The organism is Micromonospora sp. NPDC049048, assembly GCF_043197615.1.
In the GTDB taxonomy this organism is placed as follows: Bacteria; Actinomycetota; Actinomycetes; order Mycobacteriales; family Micromonosporaceae; genus Micromonospora.
Map to the genome: position 1 here is coordinate 478818 of NZ_JBICTM010000003.1, position 20082 is coordinate 498899.

The 20082-nt window shown below is 74.5% G+C and carries 17 protein-coding genes; 9 read left to right on the top strand and 8 right to left on the bottom strand.

What is annotated here, in order from left to right:
- Positions 1–45: 45 nt before the first annotated feature.
- From ACGFIG_RS12795 to ACGFIG_RS12815, 5 genes are all read left to right on the top strand, one after another.
- A complete protein-coding gene (locus tag ACGFIG_RS12795; RefSeq protein ID WP_165947806.1) occupies positions 46–219 on the top strand; it encodes a hypothetical protein in 174 nt (57 codons plus the stop codon).
- 57 nt (positions 220–276) lie between these two features.
- The gene (locus ACGFIG_RS12800; RefSeq protein ID WP_393002183.1) at positions 277–1041 is read left to right on the top strand and encodes a methyltransferase domain-containing protein; all 765 of its coding nucleotides are present in this window, start codon (positions 277–279) and stop codon (positions 1039–1041) included.
- Entirely contained in the window at positions 993–2189 is a 1197-nt protein-coding gene (locus ACGFIG_RS12805) for an alkaline phosphatase family protein (protein ID WP_393002907.1), read from the top strand. Before ACGFIG_RS12800 ends, ACGFIG_RS12805 begins: the two co-directional genes overlap by 49 nt.
- A gap of 52 nt (positions 2190–2241) precedes the next feature.
- Positions 2242–3501, top strand: coding sequence for a DNA polymerase IV (locus tag ACGFIG_RS12810; RefSeq protein WP_393002185.1), 1260 nt, complete (start codon positions 2242–2244; stop codon positions 3499–3501).
- A gap of 115 nt (positions 3502–3616) precedes the next feature.
- Entirely contained in the window at positions 3617–4012 is a 396-nt protein-coding gene (locus tag ACGFIG_RS12815; RefSeq protein ID WP_393002187.1) for a DUF3040 domain-containing protein, read from the top strand.
- A gap of 291 nt (positions 4013–4303) precedes the next feature.
- Here the strand turns inward: ACGFIG_RS12815 and ACGFIG_RS12820 are convergent, their stop codons facing one another.
- From ACGFIG_RS12820 to ACGFIG_RS12830, 3 genes are read right to left on the bottom strand one after another with little or no spacing between them, the layout of a single operon-like run.
- Positions 4304–6766 carry a DUF3488 and DUF4129 domain-containing transglutaminase family protein gene (locus tag ACGFIG_RS12820; protein WP_393002189.1) on the bottom strand — a complete coding sequence of 821 codons (2463 nt, stop codon included), beginning with the start codon at positions 6764–6766 and terminating at the stop codon, positions 4304–4306.
- A gap of 16 nt (positions 6767–6782) precedes the next feature.
- Positions 6783–8081 (bottom strand): DUF58 domain-containing protein, encoded by a 1299-nt coding sequence (locus ACGFIG_RS12825; RefSeq protein ID WP_393002191.1) that lies wholly within the window; start codon positions 8079–8081, stop codon positions 6783–6785.
- A 1-nt stretch (position 8082) separates the two neighbouring features.
- On the bottom strand, positions 8083–9138 hold the full coding sequence (locus tag ACGFIG_RS12830; RefSeq protein ID WP_393002193.1) for an AAA family ATPase: 1056 nt from the start codon (positions 9136–9138) through the stop codon (positions 8083–8085).
- 581 nt (positions 9139–9719) lie between these two features.
- On the opposite strand from ACGFIG_RS12830, the gene leuS reads away from it, so the two are divergent.
- On the top strand, positions 9720–12554 hold the full coding sequence (leuS, locus tag ACGFIG_RS12835; protein WP_393002195.1) for a leucine--tRNA ligase: 2835 nt from the start codon (positions 9720–9722) through the stop codon (positions 12552–12554).
- Between the two features lie 128 nt (positions 12555–12682).
- On the opposite strand, the gene ACGFIG_RS12840 is transcribed toward leuS, so the two are convergent.
- Positions 12683–13543, bottom strand: a complete 861-nt coding sequence (locus ACGFIG_RS12840; protein ID WP_393002197.1) for a hypothetical protein — start codon at positions 13541–13543, stop codon at positions 12683–12685.
- Positions 13540–14523 (bottom strand): ABC transporter ATP-binding protein, encoded by a 984-nt coding sequence (locus ACGFIG_RS12845; RefSeq protein ID WP_393002199.1) that lies wholly within the window; start codon positions 14521–14523, stop codon positions 13540–13542. Before ACGFIG_RS12845 ends, ACGFIG_RS12840 begins: the two co-directional genes overlap by 4 nt.
- Positions 14524–14656: 133 nt before the next feature.
- Here ACGFIG_RS12845 and ACGFIG_RS12850 point away from each other — a divergent pair, with 133 nt between their 5' ends.
- Together ACGFIG_RS12850 and ACGFIG_RS12855 are read left to right on the top strand one after the other, a co-directional pair.
- Positions 14657–15922 carry a sensor histidine kinase gene (locus tag ACGFIG_RS12850; protein ID WP_393002201.1) on the top strand — a complete coding sequence of 422 codons (1266 nt, stop codon included), beginning with the start codon at positions 14657–14659 and terminating at the stop codon, positions 15920–15922.
- Positions 15919–16575: a response regulator gene (locus ACGFIG_RS12855; protein WP_393002203.1), complete on the top strand. Its 657-nt coding sequence runs from the start codon at positions 15919–15921 to the stop codon at positions 16573–16575. The genes ACGFIG_RS12850 and ACGFIG_RS12855 overlap by 4 nt, the downstream gene beginning before the upstream one ends.
- A gap of 6 nt (positions 16576–16581) precedes the next feature.
- Here the strand turns inward: ACGFIG_RS12855 and ACGFIG_RS12860 are convergent, their stop codons facing one another.
- Genes ACGFIG_RS12860 through ACGFIG_RS12870 form a run of 3 tightly spaced genes read right to left on the bottom strand, consistent with a single transcriptional unit; the run spans position 16582 to position 19257 of the window.
- Complete coding sequence (locus ACGFIG_RS12860) at positions 16582–17304, bottom strand: TVP38/TMEM64 family protein (protein WP_393002205.1); 723 nt, start codon at positions 17302–17304, stop codon at positions 16582–16584.
- Positions 17301–18020 (bottom strand): type 1 glutamine amidotransferase, encoded by a 720-nt coding sequence (locus ACGFIG_RS12865; protein ID WP_393002207.1) that lies wholly within the window; start codon positions 18018–18020, stop codon positions 17301–17303. Before ACGFIG_RS12865 ends, ACGFIG_RS12860 begins: the two co-directional genes overlap by 4 nt.
- Positions 18010–19257: a MurT ligase domain-containing protein gene (locus ACGFIG_RS12870; protein WP_393002909.1), complete on the bottom strand. Its 1248-nt coding sequence runs from the start codon at positions 19255–19257 to the stop codon at positions 18010–18012. The genes ACGFIG_RS12865 and ACGFIG_RS12870 overlap by 11 nt, the downstream gene beginning before the upstream one ends.
- A 354-nt stretch (positions 19258–19611) precedes the next feature.
- Here ACGFIG_RS12870 and mraZ point away from each other — a divergent pair, with 354 nt between their 5' ends.
- The gene (gene mraZ / locus ACGFIG_RS12875; RefSeq protein ID WP_088999233.1) at positions 19612–20043 is read left to right on the top strand and encodes a division/cell wall cluster transcriptional repressor MraZ; all 432 of its coding nucleotides are present in this window, start codon (positions 19612–19614) and stop codon (positions 20041–20043) included.
- Positions 20044–20082 lie beyond the last annotated feature (39 nt).

Below are 20082 nucleotides of genomic sequence, written 5' to 3' on the forward strand. Positions count from 1 at the left end.
GCGCGGGCAGAGTGGCCCGCGCGAGCACGAGGGGGACGAACGATCATGGGAAACAACGACGGTAGCGGTGGGGTGGCGAACTCCCGGCGGACCCGGCTCGGCGCCGGTTGGACCCCGAGCCACCACACGGAGCCGCGCGAGTACGAGATCGTCGAGGGCCCGGTGGCCAACGCCCTGCGGTCGCGGGCCGAGGACGACGCCGCAGCCGGCGAGTCCTGACCTTCCACCCGGAGCCGGCCGGGTCGCCACAGGTGCGGCTCGGTGCGGCTGGACCGGGTGACTAGGCTCGACCGGGTGGAGCAGACCCCAGGCCGGCTCGCCGGGCCGCCGCTGACCCCCCGTACCGCCGTGATCTGGTCGGTGCTGCGCGCCGAGCTGGAGCGCCGCGCCGACACCGCGCTGACCGTGCTCGACGTCGGCGGCGGCACGGGCGGCTTCGCCGTGCCGCTGGCCCAGGCCGGGCACCGGGTCACCGTCGTCGACGCCAGCCCCGACGCGCTCGCCGCGCTGACCCGCCGGGCCGCTGAGGCCGGCGTGGCCGAGCGGGTCCGCGCCGTGCAGGGCGACGGCGACGCGCTCGCCGGCCTGGTCGAGCCGGGCAGCGCCGACCTGGTGCTCTGCCACGCCGTGCTGGAGGTCGTCGACGACCCGGCGGCGGTGGTGGCGGCGCTGGCCGCCGCGCTGCGGCCGGGCGGCGCCGCGAGCGTGCTCGTCGCCAGCCGGGCCGCCGCCGTGCTCGGCCGGGCCATGAACGGGCACCTGGACGTCGCCGCCGCGCTGGCCGCCGATCCGGCCGGCACCGCCGGCGCCCGGGACACCCTGCGCCGGCGCTACGACGCCGACGGCGCCGCCGCGCTGCTCACCGCCGCCGGGCTCGTGGTCGAGCAGACCCACGGCGTACGCGTGCTCGCCGACCTGCTCCCCGCCGCCGTCGCCGACGGCCAGCCGGCCGCCCTGGTCGAGTTGGAGCGGGCGCTCGCCGCGCGGGCGCCCTGGCGGGACCTCGCCGCCCAGCTGCACCTGTTCGCCCGCCGCCCGTGACCGACCCGCTGGGGATCGTCGGGCCGCGCTACGGCGACGCCAGTCTCGCCGACGTCCTGCCGGGCGCGCTCGCCGTGCTCGGCGTGCCCGGCGCCGCCGACCCGCTCGGGCTGCGCGCCGCGCTGCCCGGGGTGCGCCGCGTCGCGGTGCTGCTCGTCGACGGGCTCGGCTGGCACCAGATCCCGACCGCCGCCCCGTACGCGCCGACCCTGGCGGGACTCGCCGCGACCGTAGGGCGGACGCTGACCTGCGGCTTCCCGTCGACCACGCCGACCAGCCTGGTGACGCTGGGCACCGGCGCCGCCCCCGGCGCGCACGGCGTACTCGGCTTCACCGTGCGGGTGCCGGGGACCGACCGGGTGCTCAACCACGTCGACTGGGCGGCCGACCCGCCACCGCTGCGCTGGCAGCCGGTGCGTACCCAGCTGGAACGGGCCCGCGCCGCCGGGGTCGCGGTGACGGCGGTGAGCCGGCCGGAGTTCGGCGGCAGCGGGCTCACGCTGGCCGCTAACCGGGGCGGCGACTACCGGGGCGCGGCCGGCGTCGACGTGCTCGCCGCCCGGATGCTCGCCGCCCTGCGCGCCGGGTCGGGGCCCACGCTGGTCTCCGGCTACCACCCCGACCTGGACCGGCACGGCCACCTCACGGGCGTCGACTCGGCACCCTGGCGGATCGCCGCGGCCGAGGTGGACCGGCTGCTGACCCGGCTCGTCGACGGGCTGCCCCCCGACGCCGCGCTGCTGCTCACCGCCGACCACGGCCAGCTCGACGTGCCGGCCGGACACCGCGTCGACCTGGACACCGACCCCCGGTTGCGCGCCGGGCTGGCGGTGGTCGCCGGGGAACCCCGGGTCCGCTACCTGCACGTCGTCCCGGGCGCCGTGGACGACGTCGTGGCCGCCTGGTCGGCGGTGCTCGGCGACGCGGCCCGGGTGCGTACCCGCGACGAGGTGGTGGCCGCCGGCTGGTTCGGCCCGGTGGCGGAGGAACACCTGCAGCGCATCGGCGACGTGGTGGTCATCTGCAACGGCACGTACGCGGTGACCGCCTCCCGCTCCGAGCCACCGGCGGTCTCCCGGCTGGTGGCGTACCACGGGGCGGACACGGCGGCCGAGATGACCATCCCGCTGCTGGTCGTACGCGGCTGACCGCGTCGGCCCGTCGGGCGGGGATGTCACAGGCCCGGGCTAGCCTGCGGGTATGGGTCGCAGCCAGTCGTTGCCCCGGGGCGGCGATCCCCGGTTCGGGCCGGACGCCGACGACTCCGGCTGCCCGATCCTGCACGTCGACATGGACGCCTTCTTCGCCTCGGTCGAGGTTCGCCGCCGGCCGGAGCTGCGCGGTCGTCCCGTCGTGGTCGGCGGGGTCGGCCCGCGCGGGGTGGTCAGCTCGGCCAGCTACGAGGCCCGGCGCTACGGCGTACGCAGCGCCATGCCCACCGCCCGGGCCCGGGCCCTCTGCCCGCACGCGGTCTATCTGCCGCCGGACTTCACGCAGTACTCGGCGGCCTCCGCCGCGGTCATGCAGATCTTCCGCGACGTCACCCCGCTGGTCGAGCCGCTCTCCCTGGACGAGGCGTTCCTCGACGTGGCCGGAGCGCGGCGGCTCTTCGGCCCGCCGGCCGCCATCGCCCGCCGCATCCGCGAGCGGGTCGCCGGCGAGCAGGGGCTGACCTGTTCGGTCGGCGTCGCCCCGAGCAAGTTCGTGGCCAAGCTCGGCTCGACCCGGGCCAAGCCCGACGGCCTGCTCGTCGTACCGGCCGCCCGGGTGCTCGACTTCCTGCACCCACTGCCGGTGTCGGCGCTGTGGGGGGTGGGGGAGCGCTCCACCGAGACGCTGCGGCGGCTGGGCCTGGCCACCATCGGCGATCTCGCCGAGGCGCCGATCGGCATGCTGCGCAAGGCGCTCGGCGAGGCGTCCGCCGCGCACCTGCACGAGCTCGCCTGGGGTCGCGACCCGCGCCGGGTCAGCCCCGAGCACGCGGAGAAGTCGATCGGCGCCGAGGTGACCTTCGACGTCGACGTCAGCGACCCGCTGGAGATCCGCCGGGCGCTGCTCGCGCTCGCCGAGAAGGTCGGCGTCCGGCTGCGCCGGGCCGGTCAGGTCGGGCGGACAGTGTCGCTCAAGGTGCGGCTGGCCGACTTCCGCACCGTCAGCCGCTCCCGCACGGCGGGCGTGCCGACCGACGTCGCCAGGGAGATATTCGACACCGTCTGGGCGCTCTACACCGCTCTCGACCCGGGTGAGCCCGTCCGGCTGGTCGGCGTACGGGTCGAGGGGCTCGCGACCGCGCGGGAGACCCCGCGCCAGCTCACCCTCGGTGCGCCCGAGCGGGGCTGGCGGGAGGCGGAGGCCGCCGCCGACGCCGCGGCTGCCCGTTTCGGGCGCTCCGTCATAGGTCCGGCCAGTCTGCTGGCGGCCCGCGAGGACCGACGAAATGAAAATCCTCCCCGGCCGTAGGTCGTCCCGCTTTCCGACGCGCGGGGGCCCTCGTAGACTTGCGGGTAAGCAGCCGGTTGGCTGCCACGGTCTGTCGGCCCGACCGGGCCGACCAACGTGACCGGGGAGGAGTGCCGTGCCGCTCTCGGAGCACGAGCAGCGGCTGTTCGAGCAGATCGAGCGGTCGCTTGCCGAGGACCCCAAATTCGCCTCGGCCGTGCGCGCCAGCGATCCGCGCTTTCACGCGCGGCGTCGCCTGCTCGTCGCTGCCGGCGTGATGATCGCTGGGCTGGCCCTGCTGGTCTACGGCGCGGTGATCAAGACTCCGCCGCTGGCAGTGGCGGGTTTCGTCGTCATGCTGGCCTCGGCCGCGTTCGCGGTGCAGTCGCACCGTCGGGCGCAGTCACCGGACCTGCACGTCGTGGGCGGGACGACGAGCCGTCGTCGCCCCCGCGGCCGGTCGGGTCGCCGGCCCTCGCTGCTGGACCGGATGGAGGACCGGTGGCGGCAGCGTCCGGAGGGGCACCGCTGAGCCCCATCCACCGTTGACGCGCGCCGCGACGACGAGACGGCCGCCGGGGTAGCCCCGGCGGCCCGTGACGATTCCGCACGCCCCCGGGCGTGTGTGCCCGCATGCCCCGGCCTGGGCTGAGCCGCGCTGAGCATCCTGCCCTGAGCCGCTCGCTGCGCTGAGCCTCCCGCGCTGAGCCTCCTGGGCTGAGCCGCTCGCGGCGCTGGGCCCCGCCGGCTCGACGACCCCGCCGGCCCCACGAACGCGACGGGCCGGTGGGGCAGCCGCCCCACCGGCCCGGTCGTCCGTCGGTCAGCGGGCCAGGCGGCCCGCCAGCAGGCGACGCGGGTTCCAGCGCAGCAACCGGTGCCGGGCCCGGCCGCCGGCCGCCACCAGCCGCGACGACGCCTCGGCCGTGCCCGTGCGCCAGCGCAGCAGGACCGACGGCGGCAGCACCGCCGCCAGCAGGCGGGTACGCCGGTCGGACTGCGCGGCCAGCGCGGCGCGTACGGTGCGTAGGGCCGGCAGGAGTTGCTCGCCGGTCAGCGGATCGCGGGCGTAACGGGCGCGCTCCTCGGCGCGGCCGAGCAGGCGTACCGCCGTCGTCGCCTCCCCGTCGGTGGCGAGCGACTCCCGGGACAACCGGTCGGCGGTCGCCCTGGGCGTCTCCGTGCGGTCCACCCGGACCCGGTAGTCCACCAGCGTGTCGAGCAGTTCGTCCCAGGCGGCGTGCGCGTCCGCCCGCGCCCGCTCCGCGTCCGCCAGCACCACCATGCGCCGCCCGCCGGCAGGCGCGTCACCGGGTTCGGCACCCACCGCCGTCGCGGCGGGCGTCGCCGCACCACGGCGCCGCCGGCGCAGGGCCGCGCGCCGCAGCGCCGGCAGGGCGAGCAGGGCGAGCAGGGCCAGCACCGCGCCGGCGGCGTACCAGGGCCAGACCGGGCGCTGCTCGGTCGGAGTCGCGCCGTCGAGAGCCAGGCCGGAGTCGACGTCCTCCTCGGGACCGTCGGGCCCTGCCGGGCCGCCCGACGGGCCGGCGTCGCCGGGAGCACTCGACGGGCCGGGGGCCGGCGAATCGTCCTCCGGGGCGTCGATGTCCGGCGCCCACGCCGACCGGGTGTAGCCCTGCACGCCGTACGCCGGGGTGGGATCGAAGGGCACCCAGCCGACCTGGTTGAAGTAGACCTCCGTCCACGCGTGCAGGTTCCGGTTGGTCAGCGTGTACGTGCCGTTGGCGGAGTTGCTGCCGTTGGCGAAGCCGAACGCCACCCGCGCCGGGATGCCGGCGGCCCGGACCAGCCACGTCATCGCGGCGGCGTACTGCTGGCAGAAGCCGACCTTGTTGTCGAGGAAGTCGACGATCTCCTGCCCGCTGGTGCCGCCCTTGGTGCTCAGGGAGTAGGTGAAGCCGTTGTCGGCGGAGAAGTGGTCGTAGATGGCGCGGACCTTGTCGTAGTCGGTGTCCTTGCCGCGCACCAGTGTGGACACGAGCTCCTCCACCTCGGGCACCGGCGGCGGCGTGGGGTGCAGGCGCCGTACGGCGTGGTCGGCCGGCAGCGGCTCGGAGCGCCGCAGGGCCGCCGGCGTGTACGACGAGCGCACGTAGTCGAACGAGTAGCGCTTGTCGCGGGAGTTCTCCCGGTTGGAGAACAGCACCTGCATGCTCGGGTCGTACGCCCAGTTGTCGCCCAGGCCCTCGGTGCGCACCGGCTCGGTGTAGACGGGCAGCAGCGGCATGGTGAGGTTCTTCGTCACCTCGACCGTGGCCTGGTAGGTCCGCTGCTCGACGCCCCGCGCCGACGGCGCCGGCAGGTCGTCGACGGACCGGCCGGTGGGGGTGCCCTCCCGGAAGCCGTTCGGGGTGAGCTTGTCGGCCACCCCGAAGCGCAGGTAGAAGGGGCTGGGCTCGTTCGTGGTGACCTTGACCAGGTCGGCGACCTCGGACTGGTTGAGCTGCCCGCTCAACGCCGCGAACAGGTCGATCCTGCCGGTCCCGCCCTGCCCGGGGCGGCCGTTGCCGTTGCCGCTGCCCGAACCGGCGCCCAGCGTGTCCAGCAGCCCGCCCGTCATCCCCGGCACGGCCAGCGGCAGCGCCACGGCCACCGCCACGCCCACCGCTGCCAACCGCCGGCCGGCGGCGGCCAACGGCGACGCCTCCCAGACGTCGACGTCCCGTCCGTCGCCGGTGAACCGCCGGCCGAACCGGCGGACCCGGTCGACGTTGTCGGTCACCAGCAGCCAGAGGAAACCGGCCGCGCCGACGACGAACGGCACCGCCGGGACGCTGTCGACGTAGACCGCGACGGGCACCGAGTAGATCGCCAGCATCGGCAGGCCGGCGAGCGCCGGTCGGCGCAGCCCGACGGAGAGCACGTCGACCACCACGGCCACCCCGCCGACACCGAGCACCGTGACGAACAGCAGCGGGTCGGTGTCGGGCACCTTGACGCCGTAGGAGCGCATGTCCTCCAGCGAGCCGCCGAGCAGCTCGCCGAAGTGCGTGAAGGTCGACGGGGTGGGCACGACACCCAGCAGCTCGGTGCCACCGGGGAAGAGCCAGGCCAGGGCCAGCGTCAGGCCGGCCAGCATGCCCAGCACCTGGCCCCACAGCGGCACCCGCGCCAGCCGGGCCAGCGCGGCGACGGCGGCGACCACGGCCACCGCGATCGCCGACTGGATCAGCCACGTCCAGCGTTCGAAGATGGCCGACAGCGGCGCGGCGGCGAGCAGCGTGGCCGCGGCGGCCACGAAGCCCAGGTTCCGGTGGGCGGTCATGAGGAGCCCCTTCCGTTCATCGCATGCCGCCGGCCACCGTCTCGGCCATCGCCGCCCGCAGCGCGAAGCCCTGCGACCCGCGGGCCGCCTGCGGCCACAGGGCGGGCAGCAGCGTGCCGTGGTCGACCCCGATGACCCGCCAGCCGCTCTGCAACATGGCCAGCGCGGCGGCGCCGTGCGCGTGGTCGGCCTCGGCCCGGGCCCTGGTCGGCAGGTTGAGCCAGGTGGAGCTGTCGAGCAGGAAGCCGACGCAGGTGGCGCCGTTGCCGCGCAGCCCGGCCAGCAGTTCGGCCTCGGCCGTGCTCACCGAGCCGAACAGGCCGATGATCAGGCCGCCGTCCGACCGTTGCCGGACCCGCTGCACGAGCGTGCTCAGCTCGCCGACCTTGTCGAGCCGGACCTCCGCGAGGTGGTCGAGGAGCACCCCGTCGCCGGTCGCCTCGGAGGCGTCCACGTCGGCGCCGGAACCGGTCACCAGCCGCAGCTTGTAACCGGCCTGCCGCAGGTGCACGGCGATGCTCGCCGCGGCGGAGACCGCCCACTCGAACGAGGCCGTCGGCCCGTCGCCGCGGTGGCCGTACGCGCGGGTGTCCAGCACGACGGTGGCGCGGCTCTCCCAGGGCTGCTCCTCCCGGCGCACCATCAGCTCGCCGGTGCGCGCGGTGGACTTCCAGTGCACCCGGCGCAGGTCGTCGCCCATCCGGTACTCCCGGGTGGCGGCGTCGTCCTCGCCGTGCACCGCGACCGAGCGGGCCCGGCTGTCGCCGCTGCCGGCGTACTCGCCGGGCAGGCGCACCGAGGGCAGGGGCGTGACCTGCGGGATGACGGTCAGATGATCGGTGCTCGGGAAGGCGCGGCTCAGCTCGCACAACCCGAACGGGTCGGTCATCCGGACCACCATCGGGCCCACCTCGTAGCGGCCCCGCACGTCGGCCCGCACCGTGTAGGCCACCGAGCTGGCCTGGTGGGCGCCCAACCGCTCCAGCACCACCCGGGGCCGGCTGCCCAGCGCGTACGGCAGCCGGTCCTCCAGCAGCAGGGTGCCGGTGGGCAACCGGGACATGTTCTGCAACCGCAGCACCACCCGGGAGCTCGCCCCGACGGGCACCCGGTGCGGGTCCAGCGAGCGGCTGCAGGCCAGCTTGTAGCGGCTGCGCCCGACGTAGGCCGCGGCGAGCAGCGGCAGGATGGCCAGCAGCACGGCCACCCGGAGCAGGTCCTTCTCGCCGAGGATGCCGGCCGAGATCGCCGCCGCGACCGCGGCCGCGAGGAACGAACGGCCGCGGGTCGTCAGCCCTTGCAGCCCGTCGCGCACGTCACCGCCTCCGCGGCTCGTACGGCGTCCGGCCGTTGCCCTCGCCCGTGGGGCGGGTGTCGTACGGGGAGCGACCGCGGTCGTGCGGCAGCGGCAGCCGGTGCACCAGCTCGGAGACGATCGCGTCGGTCGTGCGCCGGGCGAGCTGGGCGTCGGCGGTGGGGATGATCCGGTGCGCGAGTACCGGCACGGCCAGCACCTGCAGGTCGTCGGGGAGGACGTAGTCGCGCCCCTCCAGCGCGGCCACCGCGCGGGCGGTGCGCAGCAGCTGGAGGGTGGCCCGGGGAGAGGCGCCGAGGCGCAGGTCGGGGGCCTCGCGGGTGGCGGTGACCAGGTCGATCGCGTACTGCTTGACGGCGTCGGCGACGTGCACCTGTCGGACGTGGCCGATCAGCTGCCGCACCGTGTTGGCGTCGGAGACCGGACGCAGCTCGTCCAGCGGGTCCGTGGCGCCGTGCCCGTCGAGCATCGCCAGCTCGGCGTTCGGGTCCGGGTAGCCCATGGCAATGCGGGCGGTGAACCGGTCGCGCTGCGCCTCGGGGAGGGGATAGGTGCCCTCCATCTCGATCGGGTTCTGCGTCGCGATGACCATGAACGGCGTCTGCAGGTGGTAGGTGACGCCGTCGACGGTGACCTGGCGCTCCTCCATGCACTCCAGCAGCGCGGACTGCGTCTTCGGGGAGGCGCGGTTGATCTCGTCGCCGACGACCAGGTTGGCGAAGACCGCGCCGGGGCGGAACTCGAAGTCGTGCGTCTCCTGGTTGTAGACGCTGACTCCCGTGACGTCGCTGGGCAGCAGGTCGGGGGTGAACTGGATGCGGCGTACGGAGCAGTCGATCGACCGGGCCATGGCCTTGGCCAGCTTGGTTTTGCCGACCCCCGGCACGTCCTCGATGAGCAGGTGACCCTCGGCGAGCAGGACGGCCAGGGCGAGCCGCACGGTGGCGGACTTACCCTCGATGACCTGCTCGATGTTCGACACGATGGCTTCGCTGGCGGCGCGGAACTCGTCGTGCGGCAACAGGCCGCCCACCTCGTCCCAGGTCTGTTGTGTCACGGGCCTCCTCCTCGTCGCCGCACGGTAGCTCTCTATGGAGCAGCTGGACCCGCCGTAAGGTTCGCGACGCCGAGCCTCTTCTGCCGCAGAAATCTCACTGGTCTCTCAGGCTAACCATGTTTGTCGCTGTCGCCGAACCCCGCAGGTAGACGGTCGGTTACGCACCGAATATTCGCCGGGTCGGGGGATTCGGCGGTCGCTCTGGGTGCCGGTCATGATCACAAAGGGCTGCCGCACGCGTACGGTGCGGGGTCCGTCCGTCCCGACCAGTGGTGGCGGGCAGCGGGTGGGACCGGACGGCGGGTACACTCCCGGTCATGGCCGGATTCTTCCTGCTTCTTACCGGGCCGTGCTGATGCGCTGACGCGCGACAGCACGGCGGCCCCTCCTGCGCGAGGGGCTTTTTTGTGCCCTCCGCCGGACGCCCCGGCGGTCGGCCCCGGCACCGGCGCCGGCCCTCGGGCGGCGCGGCGCCGGCGGCGGAGAGACCCGAGCCGTACCGACATGACCGCGCCGAGCGAGGTCAGCACCCAGCCCGGCCGTGGCGTGGCCGGCGGCGACGAGCGAAGCGAGGAGACGCCATGAGTGAGGCAGCACCGGCCGACATTCCCCCGTTCCGGTACACCGCGGCCCTGGCCGAGGAGATCGAGCTGCGCTGGCAGGACGTCTGGGCGCGCGAGGGGACGTTCCACGCCCCGAACCCGACCGGTCCGCTGGCCGACCCCGCCCACCCGCGCGCGGGGGCGGAGAAGCTGTACGTCCTGGACATGTTCCCGTACCCGTCGGGCGCGGGCCTGCACGTCGGGCATCCCCTGGGCTACATCGGCACCGACTGCTTCGCCCGCTACCAGCGGATGGCGGGGCGCAACGTGCTGCACGCGATGGGCTTCGACGCGTTCGGCCTGCCCGCCGAGCAGTACGCGGTGCAGACCGGCACCCACCCGCGCACCACGACCGTGGCCAACATCGAGCGCTACAAGGCGCAGCTGCGCCGGCTGGGCCTGGCCCACGACGAGCGCCGCTCGGTGGCCACCATCGACACCGACTTCTACCGCTGGACGCAGTGGATCTTCCTGCAGGTCTTCAACTCCTGGTACGACACCGAGGCGGAGCGGGCCCGCCCGATCGCCGAGCTGATCGCCGAGTTCGAGGGCGGCAACCGGCCGACGCCCGACGGCCGCCCGTGGGCGGAGCTGTCCGTCGCCGAACGCCGGGCCGTCGTCGACGACCACCGGCTGGCGTACGTCTCGCAGGCGCCGGTCAACTGGTGCCCGGGGCTGGGCACCGTGCTGGCCAACGAGGAGGTCACCGCCGACGGCCGCTCCGAGCGGGGCAACTTCCCGGTCTTCAAGCGCAACCTGAAGCAGTGGATGATGCGGATCACCGCGTACGGCGACCGGCTGCTGGACGACCTGGACAAGCTGGACTGGCCCGAGCCGATCAAGCTGATGCAGCGCAACTGGATCGGTCGCTCCACCGGCGCGCACATCGACTTCCCGACCAGCGTCGCGCCGATCCGGGTGTTCACGACGCGGCCCGACACGATCTTCGGCGCCACCTACATGGTGCTGGCCCCCGAGCACGAGCTGGTCGACGCGCTGACGCCGGCCGCCTGGCCGGACGGGACGAGGGACGCGTGGACCGGCGGGCACGCCAACCCGCGCGCGGCCGTCGAGGCGTACCGCAAGGCGGCGGCGGCCAAGACCGACGTCGAGCGGCAGGCCGACACGAAGGAGAAGACGGGCGTCTTCGTCGGGGCGTACGCCACCAACCCGGTCACCGGCGGGCAGGTCCCGGTCTTCATCGCCGACTACGTGCTGGCCGGCTACGGCACCGGCGCGATCATGGCGGTGCCCGGCCAGGACGAGCGGGACTGGGCCTTCGCCGAGGTCTTCGAGCTGCCGATCGTGCGTACCGTGCAGCCGGCGGAGGGCTTCGACGGCAAGGCGTACACCGGGGACGGTCCGGCGGTCAACAGCGCCGCGCCCGAGCGCGGCCTGGACCTGAACGGCCTGGGGGTGGCCGACGCCAAGGCCCGGATCATCGAGTGGCTGGAGGCCGGCGGGCACGGCACCGGCGCGGTCACCTACCGGCTGCGCGACTGGCTGTTCTCCCGGCAGCGCTACTGGGGCGAGCCGTTCCCCATCGTGTACGACGAGACCGGCGCGGCGATCGCGCTGCCGGAGGAGATGCTGCCGGTCGAGCTGCCCGAGGTCGACGACTTCTCGCCGCGCACGTTCGACCCCGAGGACGCCGACAGCGACCCGGAGACGCCGCTGTCGCGCCGGCGCGACTGGGTCGAGGTGGAGCTGGACCTGGGCGACGGACCGAAGCGCTACACCCGCGAGACGAACGTGATGCCGCAGTGGGCCGGCTCCTGCTGGTACGAGCTGCGCTACCTGGACCCGACGAACTCGCAGCGCTTCGTCGACGCCGAGAACGAGGCGTACTGGATGGGGCCGCGCGGCGAGGGCGACTGCGGGGGCACCGACATGTACGTCGGCGGCGCCGAGCACGCCGTGCTGCACCTGCTGTACGCGCGGTTCTGGCACAAGGTGCTGTACGACCTGGGCCACGTCTCGTCGTTCGAGCCGTTCCGCAAGCTGTTCAACCAGGGCTACATCCAGGCGTACGCCTACACCGACGCCCGGGGCGCCTACGTGCCGGCCGAGGAGGTGACCGAGCGCGACGGCGGCTACTACCTGGGCGACACGGCGGTCAAGCGCGAGTACGGCAAGATGGGCAAGTCCCTGAAGAACGTGGTCACGCCCGACGAGATGTGCGCCGCGTACGGGGCGGACACGTTCCGCGTCTACGAGATGTCGATGGGCCCGCTGGAGGTGTCCCGCCCGTGGGAGACCCGGGCGGTCGTCGGGTCGTACCGGTTCCTGCAGCGGGTCTGGCGGGCGGTCGTCGACGAGCAGACCGGCGCGCTGCGGGTCACCGACGCCCCCGCCGACGAGGCGACGCGGCGGCTGCTGCACAAGGTGATCGACGGGGTCCGCGGCGACATGGAGACGATCCGGTTCAACACCGCGATCGCCAAGCTGATCGAGCTGACCAACGGGCTGACCCGGCTGGCGGAGACCCCCCGCGAGGTGGCCGAGCCGCTGGTGCTGATGCTGGCGCCGTTCGCCCCGCACGTCGCCGAGGAGCTGTGGCGCCGGCTGGGACACGACACCTCCCTGACGTACGCGGACTTCCCGACCGCCGACCCGGCGCTGCTGGTGGCGGAGACGGTCACGTACCCGGTGCAGATCAACGGCAAGGTACGCGGCCGGGTCGAGGTGGCCGCCGACGCGTCCGAGGAGACCGTCCGCGCGGCGGCCCTGGAGGCGGTCGCGGGTTCCCTGGCCGGCAAGGAGCCCCGCAAGGTCATCGTCATCAAGGGCCGCATGGTCTCGGTGGTGGCCTGACCCCTGCCGCGCCTTGCGCGCCTCCCGCGCCCTGCGCGTCGATCATGCAGTCGTGGTGGGGGACGAAGTCCCCGTACCCGGATCAGCCGGGCACCACGACTGCATGATCGACGGGGCTCAGCCCGGGGTCAGGGGTCGCGGCGGTGGGTCAGGGTGACCGCCGTGAGCGCCGCGACCAGGGACCAGGCGGCGAAGGTCAGCCAGGCGCCGGTGACCGTGGGCGGGTACGGGACCGGGTTGACGATGTCGGGGTGCACCTCGATCAGTCGCAGCCAGGCGACGAGAGGCAGGGTGTCGTGCAGCTCCGCGATCCCCCGGTGCTCGTCGCGATCGACGACCATCGGCAGGAGCAGGAGCACCGTCGTGGCCGCGAAGACGGCCGCGGCGGCGTGCCTGGTGAGCGCGCCCATGCCCATCCCGACCAGCGCACACACGGGTACCAGCACGGCGCTCGCCACGACCGCGCGCAGCACGCCGGGCTCACCGATCGACCAACCGGCACCCCGGTCGGCGAGGATCGCCTGGGACACCCAGAACGAGGTGGCCGCGGTCATCGTGCCGAAGGCGAGCATGACGCCGGCCAGCACGGCTGCCTTCGCCGCGACCACCGCCCGGCGGGCGGGCACGGCGGCAAAGGTGGCCCGGATCAGCCCGCTCTGGTGCTCGCCGACGATCGTCAGGGCGCCGACCGTGGCCGAGGCGAGGATCAGCAGCAGGTAGCCGGCCTCGGGGAAGGCGTCGCGCACCGGCCCGTACAGGTGGAACATCTCCCGGCGCCCCTCGGGGTACGTGGGCCAGTTCCGGTGGTCGGCGAGGCTGGCGTTCACGCTGACCGCGATGACGAAGAGGTAGACCAGCGGGAGCGTCCAGCGGGTCGAGCGCAGCGACCACAGCTTGATCCACTCGGCTGCCAGCAGGTCGCGGAAGCGGGCCGGGGCGTCGGCTTCGGTGTCGGCCGGTCGGCGGATCGGCCTGGTCAAGGTGCTCATCGGGTCTCCTCGCCAGCGAGGCCGGCCACGGGCTGCGGCCCACCCGCATCGACCGCTCGCTCGGCCCGCAGGAGGCTCTGATCAGCGCGGTACTCGGCGCTGTCGGCGGTGAGTTCCATGAAGGCCTCCTCCAGCGAGGCGGTGCGGTGGGTGAGCCCGTGCAGGGCGATCCGGTGGGCGAGCGCGAGGTCGCCGACCCGGGCCGCTGCCAGGCCGGTGACCAGGAGCGTGCCGTCGTCCTCCCGCCCCACCGTCGCGCCGTCGGCCTCCAGCGCGGCCGCCAGGCCCGCCGGGTCGGGCGTACGGACGCTGACGGTGGCCCGGGTGCCACGGGCGGCGAACTCGGCCAGGCTCTGCTCGGCGATCAGCCGACCCCGGCCGATCACCACGAGCCGGTCGACGCAGTTCTCCACCTCGCTCATCAGGTGGCTGGAGACGAAGACCGTGCGCCCCTCGGCGGCCAGCCGCCGGAACAGGTCCCGTACCCAGCGCACCCCCTCCGGGTCGAGTCCGTTGAACGGCTCGTCGAAGAGCAGCACGGGTGGGTCGCCGAGCAGCGCGGCGGCGATGCCGAGCCGCTGGCGCATGCCGAGCGAGAAGCCGCCGATCCGCCGCTTCGCGGCGCTGGCCAGCCCCACCTCGCGCAGCACCTCGTCGACCCTGCCACGCGCGATGCCGTTGCTGCGGGCCAGCGCCGACAGGTGCGCGAGGGCGGTACGTCCACCGTGCACGTCACCGGCGTCGAGCAGCGCGCCGGCGTGGCGCAACCCGCGCGGCCGGTCGGCGAACCGGACCCCGCACACGGTGGCCGTCCCGCTGGTGGGTGTGGTGAGGCCGAGGATCATCCGCAGCGTGGTGGACTTGCCGGCCCCGTTCGGGCCCAGGAACCCGGTGACGTGGCCGGGGCGCACGGTCAGGGTGAGGTCGTCGACGGCCGTCCTGGGGCCGTACCGTCTCGTCAGGGCGTTCAGTTCGATCACGTGGTCCACGGTGCCGGGCGGCGCCCGGCACCGCGTCGCCCCGGCGGCCACATCCGCCGGCGGGTGACCCGCCCCGGGGCGTACGCCCGCGGGCCGATGCCCGGGCGGCGGTGAGCTGGCTACCGTGTGCGGCATGGATGCGACCGCGCCACCGCCGCGCCGCGTCGGGTCGCTGGCGCGGGCGGCGCTGCCCTGGGTCGGCGTCGCGCTGCTGCCCGGCGCCGTGCTCATGGCCCCGACGGTGGCGTCGAGCGGGTCCGGCGTGGGGTTCGGCGACTGGTGGCTCGCCGAGCGCTACCTGGTGCCGCTGCTGGCCGTCGCGCCGCCCGCCGGCCTGCTGCGGCGCCGGCCGGTGCTGGCCCTGGCGCTGATGCTGGTCGCGGCCTGCGTGGTCACCGTGGCCGTCAACATCCCGGAGGACGGCTACCGGACCGACATCTGGTACGTGCAGTTCCTGGCGATCGACCTGGTGGTGGGGTTGATCGCGGCGAGGAGGCACCGCCGCGTCTCGGTGCCGGTGGCCGTCGCGGTGCTCGTCGTGCAGGTCGCCGCAGGCTTCGCGAACCCCAGCAGCGACCCCCTGAGCCGGGCCATCAGCTCCGTGCTGGTGGTCGTCACCGCGTGGACGGTCGGCAACTCCGTGCGGGCCCGGCGCGGCTACGCCGAGGCGCTGCGGGCGCACGCCGCCACCGAGGCGGTCACCGCCGAGCGGCTGCGCATCGCCCGCGAGCTGCACGACATGGTCGCCCACAGCATCGGGGTGATCGCCATCCAGGCCGGCGTGGGGGCGCGGGTCATCGACACCCAACCGGCGCAGGCCCGCGCCGCGCTGGCCACCATCGAGACGACCAGCCGCGACACCCTTGCCGGCCTGCGGCGTACGCTCGGCGCGCTGCGCCGCCCGCAGTCGGAGTCGGCGTCGCTGGATCCGACGCCCGGGCTGGACGACCTCGACCGGCTGGTCACCGCCGCCGCCGACGCCGGGGTGCGGGTCGAGTTGCGGCAGCGCGGCGAACGGCGGCCGGTCCCGGCCGACGTGGACCTCGCCGCGTTCCGGATAGTCCAGGAGGCACTGACCAACGTGGTACGACACGCGGGCACCGACCGGTGCCGGGTCACCGTCACGCACGAACCCGACGAGGTCGCCGTGGAGATCGTCGACGACGGCCGGGGCGGCGCGGTCGGCGGCGACGGCCACGGGCTCGTCGGGATGCGCGAGCGGGTCGCCCTGGCCGACGGGCGGTTCCACGCCGGGCCGCGCCCCGAGGGCGGCTTCCGGGTGGCGGCGTGGCTGCCGGCGCCACCGGCGGCCGAGGCGCCGCCGGGACCACAGGACCAGCCGGGTCACCACCTCCAGCTCGATCGCACGCCGCCGCAGGCCGGGACGGGGGAGCGGTGACCGTCCGGGTGCTGCTCGTCGACGACCAGCCACTGGTCCGCGCCGGCCTGCGGGTGCTCATCGCCGACGCCGACGACATCGACGTCGTCGGCGAGGCGGCCACGGGGGCCGAGGCGGTACGGCTGGCCCGCGAGGTCGCCCCGGACGTGGTGCTGATGGACCTGCGGATGCCCGGCATGGACGGCATCCAGGCCACCCGCGCGATCGCCGCCCACGGCGGAGCCACCCGCGTACTCGTGCTCACCACCTTCGACGACGACGAACACGTGCACGCCGCACTGCGCGCCGGCGCGAGCGGTTTCCTGGTCAAGGACATGGCGCTGGACGACATCCTCGGCGCGGTCCGGGTGGTCGCCGCCGGGGACGCGCTGATCGCCCCCGGGGTCACCCGCCGGCTCATCGCCGAGTTCGCCCGCCGGCCCGCCCCCGCCGCCCCGACGCGGGCCCTCGACGGCGTCACCGAGCGGGAGCGCGAGGTGCTCACCCTCGTCGGGCGGGGCCTGTCCAACGGCGAGATCGCCGCCGAGCTGGTGATCAGCGTGGCCACCGCCAAGGCTCACGTGGCCCGGCTGTTCACGAAGCTCGGCGCCCGCGATCGTGTGCACCTCGTCATCGCCGCGTACGACGCGGGGCTGGTCTCCCCGGCCGCCTGAGGCAACTCACCCGGCACTCCGTCGCGGGGCGGGTGCACGTCGGGACTCAGCCCGGGCGAGGCGGCGTTTCCGTTCGGCGCGCCACCAGCGGCGGATCAGCACGACGCTGGCGATGAGGCCGAGGGCGGCGGGGGCGGCGGCGAACCAGTTGACGTCCCCCGGCGAGGTGACCGCCGCGCCCACCGCCGCGTAGCCGAACGCGGTGGGCGCGGAGGCGATCACGCTGCCGGCGAGGAACGGCAGCACCCGGGCGCCGGTGGTGCCGTAGCCGTAGCTGACCAGGCCGAAGCCGGCGATCGGCAGCAGCCGTACGGTGACCACGCCGAGCACGCTCTGCCGGGCGAACCAGCCGTCGAGGCGGGCCAGCCGGCCGCGTACCCGGGCGGCGACGAACTCCCGCCCGAGCAGGCGGCCGACCGTGAAGCCCAGCGCCGCCGCGAGCAGCGCTGCACCCAACGCGTACGCGGCGCCCTCCAGCGCACCGAAGATCGCCCCCGAGGCGAGGGTGATGAAGGTCCGGGGGACCAGCGCGACGAGCAGCAGCGCCCCGCCGAGGACCGCCGCCACGGGGGCGAGGCCGCCCAGCCGGTCGGCCAGCCGGGGCAGTTCCCGCACCTCGGGCAGCGGTACGACGAGCAGCGCCACCCCGAGGGAGGCGAGCAGGAGCAGCAGCAGCGCGAACCGGACGGCCGACGGCTGCCGCAGCAACCGGCGGACGGCCGGGATCATGCCCGGGCGGCAGCCACGGCGGCGCGACGCTCCGCGCGCAGCCGGTCCGACCAGGTGTCGTCCAGCGGCGGGAGCTGGTGCACGCCCGTGGCCCAGCGCAGCAGCAGGTCGGCCAGGGCGGGGTTGCGGGCCAGGGCCGGGCCGTGTGAATACGTGCCGAGCAGCTTGCCCCGCCACGCGCCCTCGGTGGCGCCGTCGTTGCCGACCCCGGCGGTGACCCGGGCCAGCGGGGACACCCCGGGGCCGAGGTGGGTGCGCCCGCCGTGGTTCTCGAACCCGGTCAGCGGCGGTACGCCCAGCCGCGGGTCGACGTCGCCGGCCAGCTCGCCGACGGCGCGGGTCGGCCCCCGGTCGGAGGAGATGTCGAGCAGCTCAAGCCCGGTGCAGAGGGTGCCCTTGGCGAAGAAGGAGGTGCCGAGGAGCTGGTAGCCGGCGCAGACACCGAACACGACCGAGCCCTGGGCGACCGCCCGGTGCAGGCCGCCGTCGGCGAGCAGCCGCTGCGCGCCGAGCGCCTGCGGACCGTCCTCGCCGCCACCGATGAGGTAGATGTCGGCGGTGGCGGGCAGGCGCTGGTCGGAGCGGACCTCCAGCACCTCGACCGGGAAACCGCGCTGGCGCGCCCGGCGGGCGAGGATCAGCGCGTTGCCGCGGTCGCCGTAGGTGGAGAGCAGGTCGGGGTAGATCCAGACGATGCGCAGGCTCTCAGTTGACACGGTCCAACTCCGCTCGGATGTCCTGGAAGGCGGTGTAGTTCGCGATGACCTCCAGGCGCCCCGGGGGCACCGACCGGACGGCGTCGCCGAACGTGCGCACATGCTGGAAGGGCACGTCGTTGATCTCCAGCCGGACCGCGAGGTCGTACGCGCGGTCGCCGGTGATCAGCACCTGCCGGCCCCGTAGCGGGGCGAAGTCGACGTCGAAGAGCCACGAGGTGTCCAGCCCGTCGGGGTCCCGGGCGTTGATGGAGAGCAGTGTCGGGGCGAGGTCGGCCATGTCGAATGCCTCCAGCCAACTGGCCGGGTTCTTGGCCAGCAGCAGCCGGATGTTGCGCCCGTCCCGGTCGACCTGCGCGTAGCGGCCCGCCACGGAGGCGACGGTGCCGAGCTGGAGCACCGCGTCCACGGGGCGTACGCCGAACTCGGCGGCGACGGCCAGCGCGGTCGCGGCGTTACCGATGTTTACCTTGCCAGGGAGCTGGAGCTTGACCTTGTGCCAGGCGCCGGTCGGGTCGACCACGCCGTCGTCCTCCACCGTCCACTGCGGCTGGGGCCGGCGCAGGGGGCAGCCGCTGCACCACCACTGGTCGCCGGAGCGCTGGATGGTGGAGCCGCACTCGGGGCAGACCCAGGAGTCGTCGTGCCAGCGCTGCCCGGCGCTGAACCAGGTGACCTGCGGCGGGGCGATGCGGTGGTCGTGGTTGGGCGGCGGCGTCGCGGCCCACACCACCATCGGGTCGTCGGCGTTGGCGACGATGTGGACGTCGGTGTGCCGGACCAGGGCGGCGCGCCAGAGCTGCGCCATCATGGCGACCTCCTTGGCCCGGTCGAGCTGGTCGCGGGAGAGGTTGAGCAGCGCCACCACGTGCGGCTCGGTGGCCTCCAGCACCTGGGCGAGGTAGTGCTCGTCCACCTCCAGCACGGCGTAGGGCGTGCTGCCGGCCTTGGCGAGCGCCGAGGTGTGACCGGTCGGCATGTTGGCGCCGAAGGAGTTGGTGGCGACGCGCCCGAGCACCCCGACCGCCGCCGCGGCGAGCCGGGTGGTGGTGGTCTTGCCGTTGGTGCCGGAGATCAGGGCGATGGCGCGCCCGGCCGACAGGTGGGCCAGCAGGTCCGGGTCGATCTTCAGGCCGATCCAGCCACCGATGACCGAACCGTCACCGCGCCCCGCGGCCCGCGACAGCGCCGCGGCGGTCCGCGACACCGAGCTGGCCACCTTTGCCCGCAGGGGCATCTTCGCGTCCGTCACCCGAGCGAGGTTACCGGACCGGGGACCCCGCCAGATCGCCGCCGACGGCGAACCGTTCGGCCGGGATGACCCGGCGGGTGGCCGGGACGTGCTCGGCCGTACGGAGTCGATCTATGTCGGAAAGCGGACGGGCCCCGGGGCCCGTCCGGCCCTCCACTCCGCTCCACCCCGATTGACGTGCTGTTTTGCGCGCCGAAACGCCGCGCCGAGGGCGCGATTCTGGTTGCGGGTGGAGGGAAGTGGAGTAGAGTGGAGCCCGATGGTGAGGCCGGGAGGGCCCACCGGCCCGGGGGGTCAGCGGCGCCGCGAACGCCGCTCAAGGGCGAGGGGGTTGGGCCGATGTTTCTCGGCACCCACACCCCACGCCTGGACGACAAAGGCCGGTTGATCCTTCCGGCGAAGTTCCGGGATGAGCTGGCGGGGGGTGTCGTGATCACCAAAGGGCAGGACCGCTGCCTCTACGCGTTCCCGATGCCCGAGTTCCAGCGGATCGCGGAGCAGTTGCGCGCGCAGCCGATGACGAACAAGGCGGCCCGGGCCTACAGCCGGGTCTTCTTCGCCAGCGCGCACGACGAGGTGCCCGACAAACAGGGCCGGGTGACGATCCCGGCCCACCTGCGGGCCTACGCCGCTCTCGACCGGGACCTGGTCGTGATCGGCGCGAGCACCCGGGTGGAGATCTGGGACAAGGCTGCGTGGGAGAGCTACCTCGCGGAGAGCGAAGACGACTTCGCCGACATCGAGGAGGGGGTGCTGCCCAGCGGTCTGTAGGGCGTGACGACGCCCGACGTACTGCGAGATCTCCACCCG

Excerpts from the sequence above, each read along its gene's own strand:
- ACGFIG_RS12795 (WP_165947806.1), top strand. The coding sequence starts at position 46 with ATGGGAAACAACGACGGTAGCGGTGGGGTGGCGAACTCCCGGCGGACC.
- ACGFIG_RS12810 (WP_393002185.1), top strand. The coding sequence starts at position 2,242 with ATGGGTCGCAGCCAGTCGTTGCCCCGGGGCGGCGATCCCCGGTTCGGG.
- ACGFIG_RS12820 (WP_393002189.1), bottom strand. The coding sequence starts at position 6,766 with ATGACCGCCCACCGGAACCTGGGCTTCGTGGCCGCCGCGGCCACGCTG.
- leuS (WP_393002195.1), top strand. The coding sequence starts at position 9,720 with ATGAGTGAGGCAGCACCGGCCGACATTCCCCCGTTCCGGTACACCGCG.
- ACGFIG_RS12840 (WP_393002197.1), bottom strand. The coding sequence starts at position 13,543 with ATGAGCACCTTGACCAGGCCGATCCGCCGACCGGCCGACACCGAAGCC.
- ACGFIG_RS12850 (WP_393002201.1), top strand. The coding sequence starts at position 14,657 with ATGGATGCGACCGCGCCACCGCCGCGCCGCGTCGGGTCGCTGGCGCGG.
- ACGFIG_RS12860 (WP_393002205.1), bottom strand. The coding sequence starts at position 17,304 with ATGATCCCGGCCGTCCGCCGGTTGCTGCGGCAGCCGTCGGCCGTCCGG.
- ACGFIG_RS12870 (WP_393002909.1), bottom strand. The coding sequence starts at position 19,257 with ATGCCCCTGCGGGCAAAGGTGGCCAGCTCGGTGTCGCGGACCGCCGCG.
- mraZ (WP_088999233.1), top strand. The coding sequence starts at position 19,612 with ATGTTTCTCGGCACCCACACCCCACGCCTGGACGACAAAGGCCGGTTG.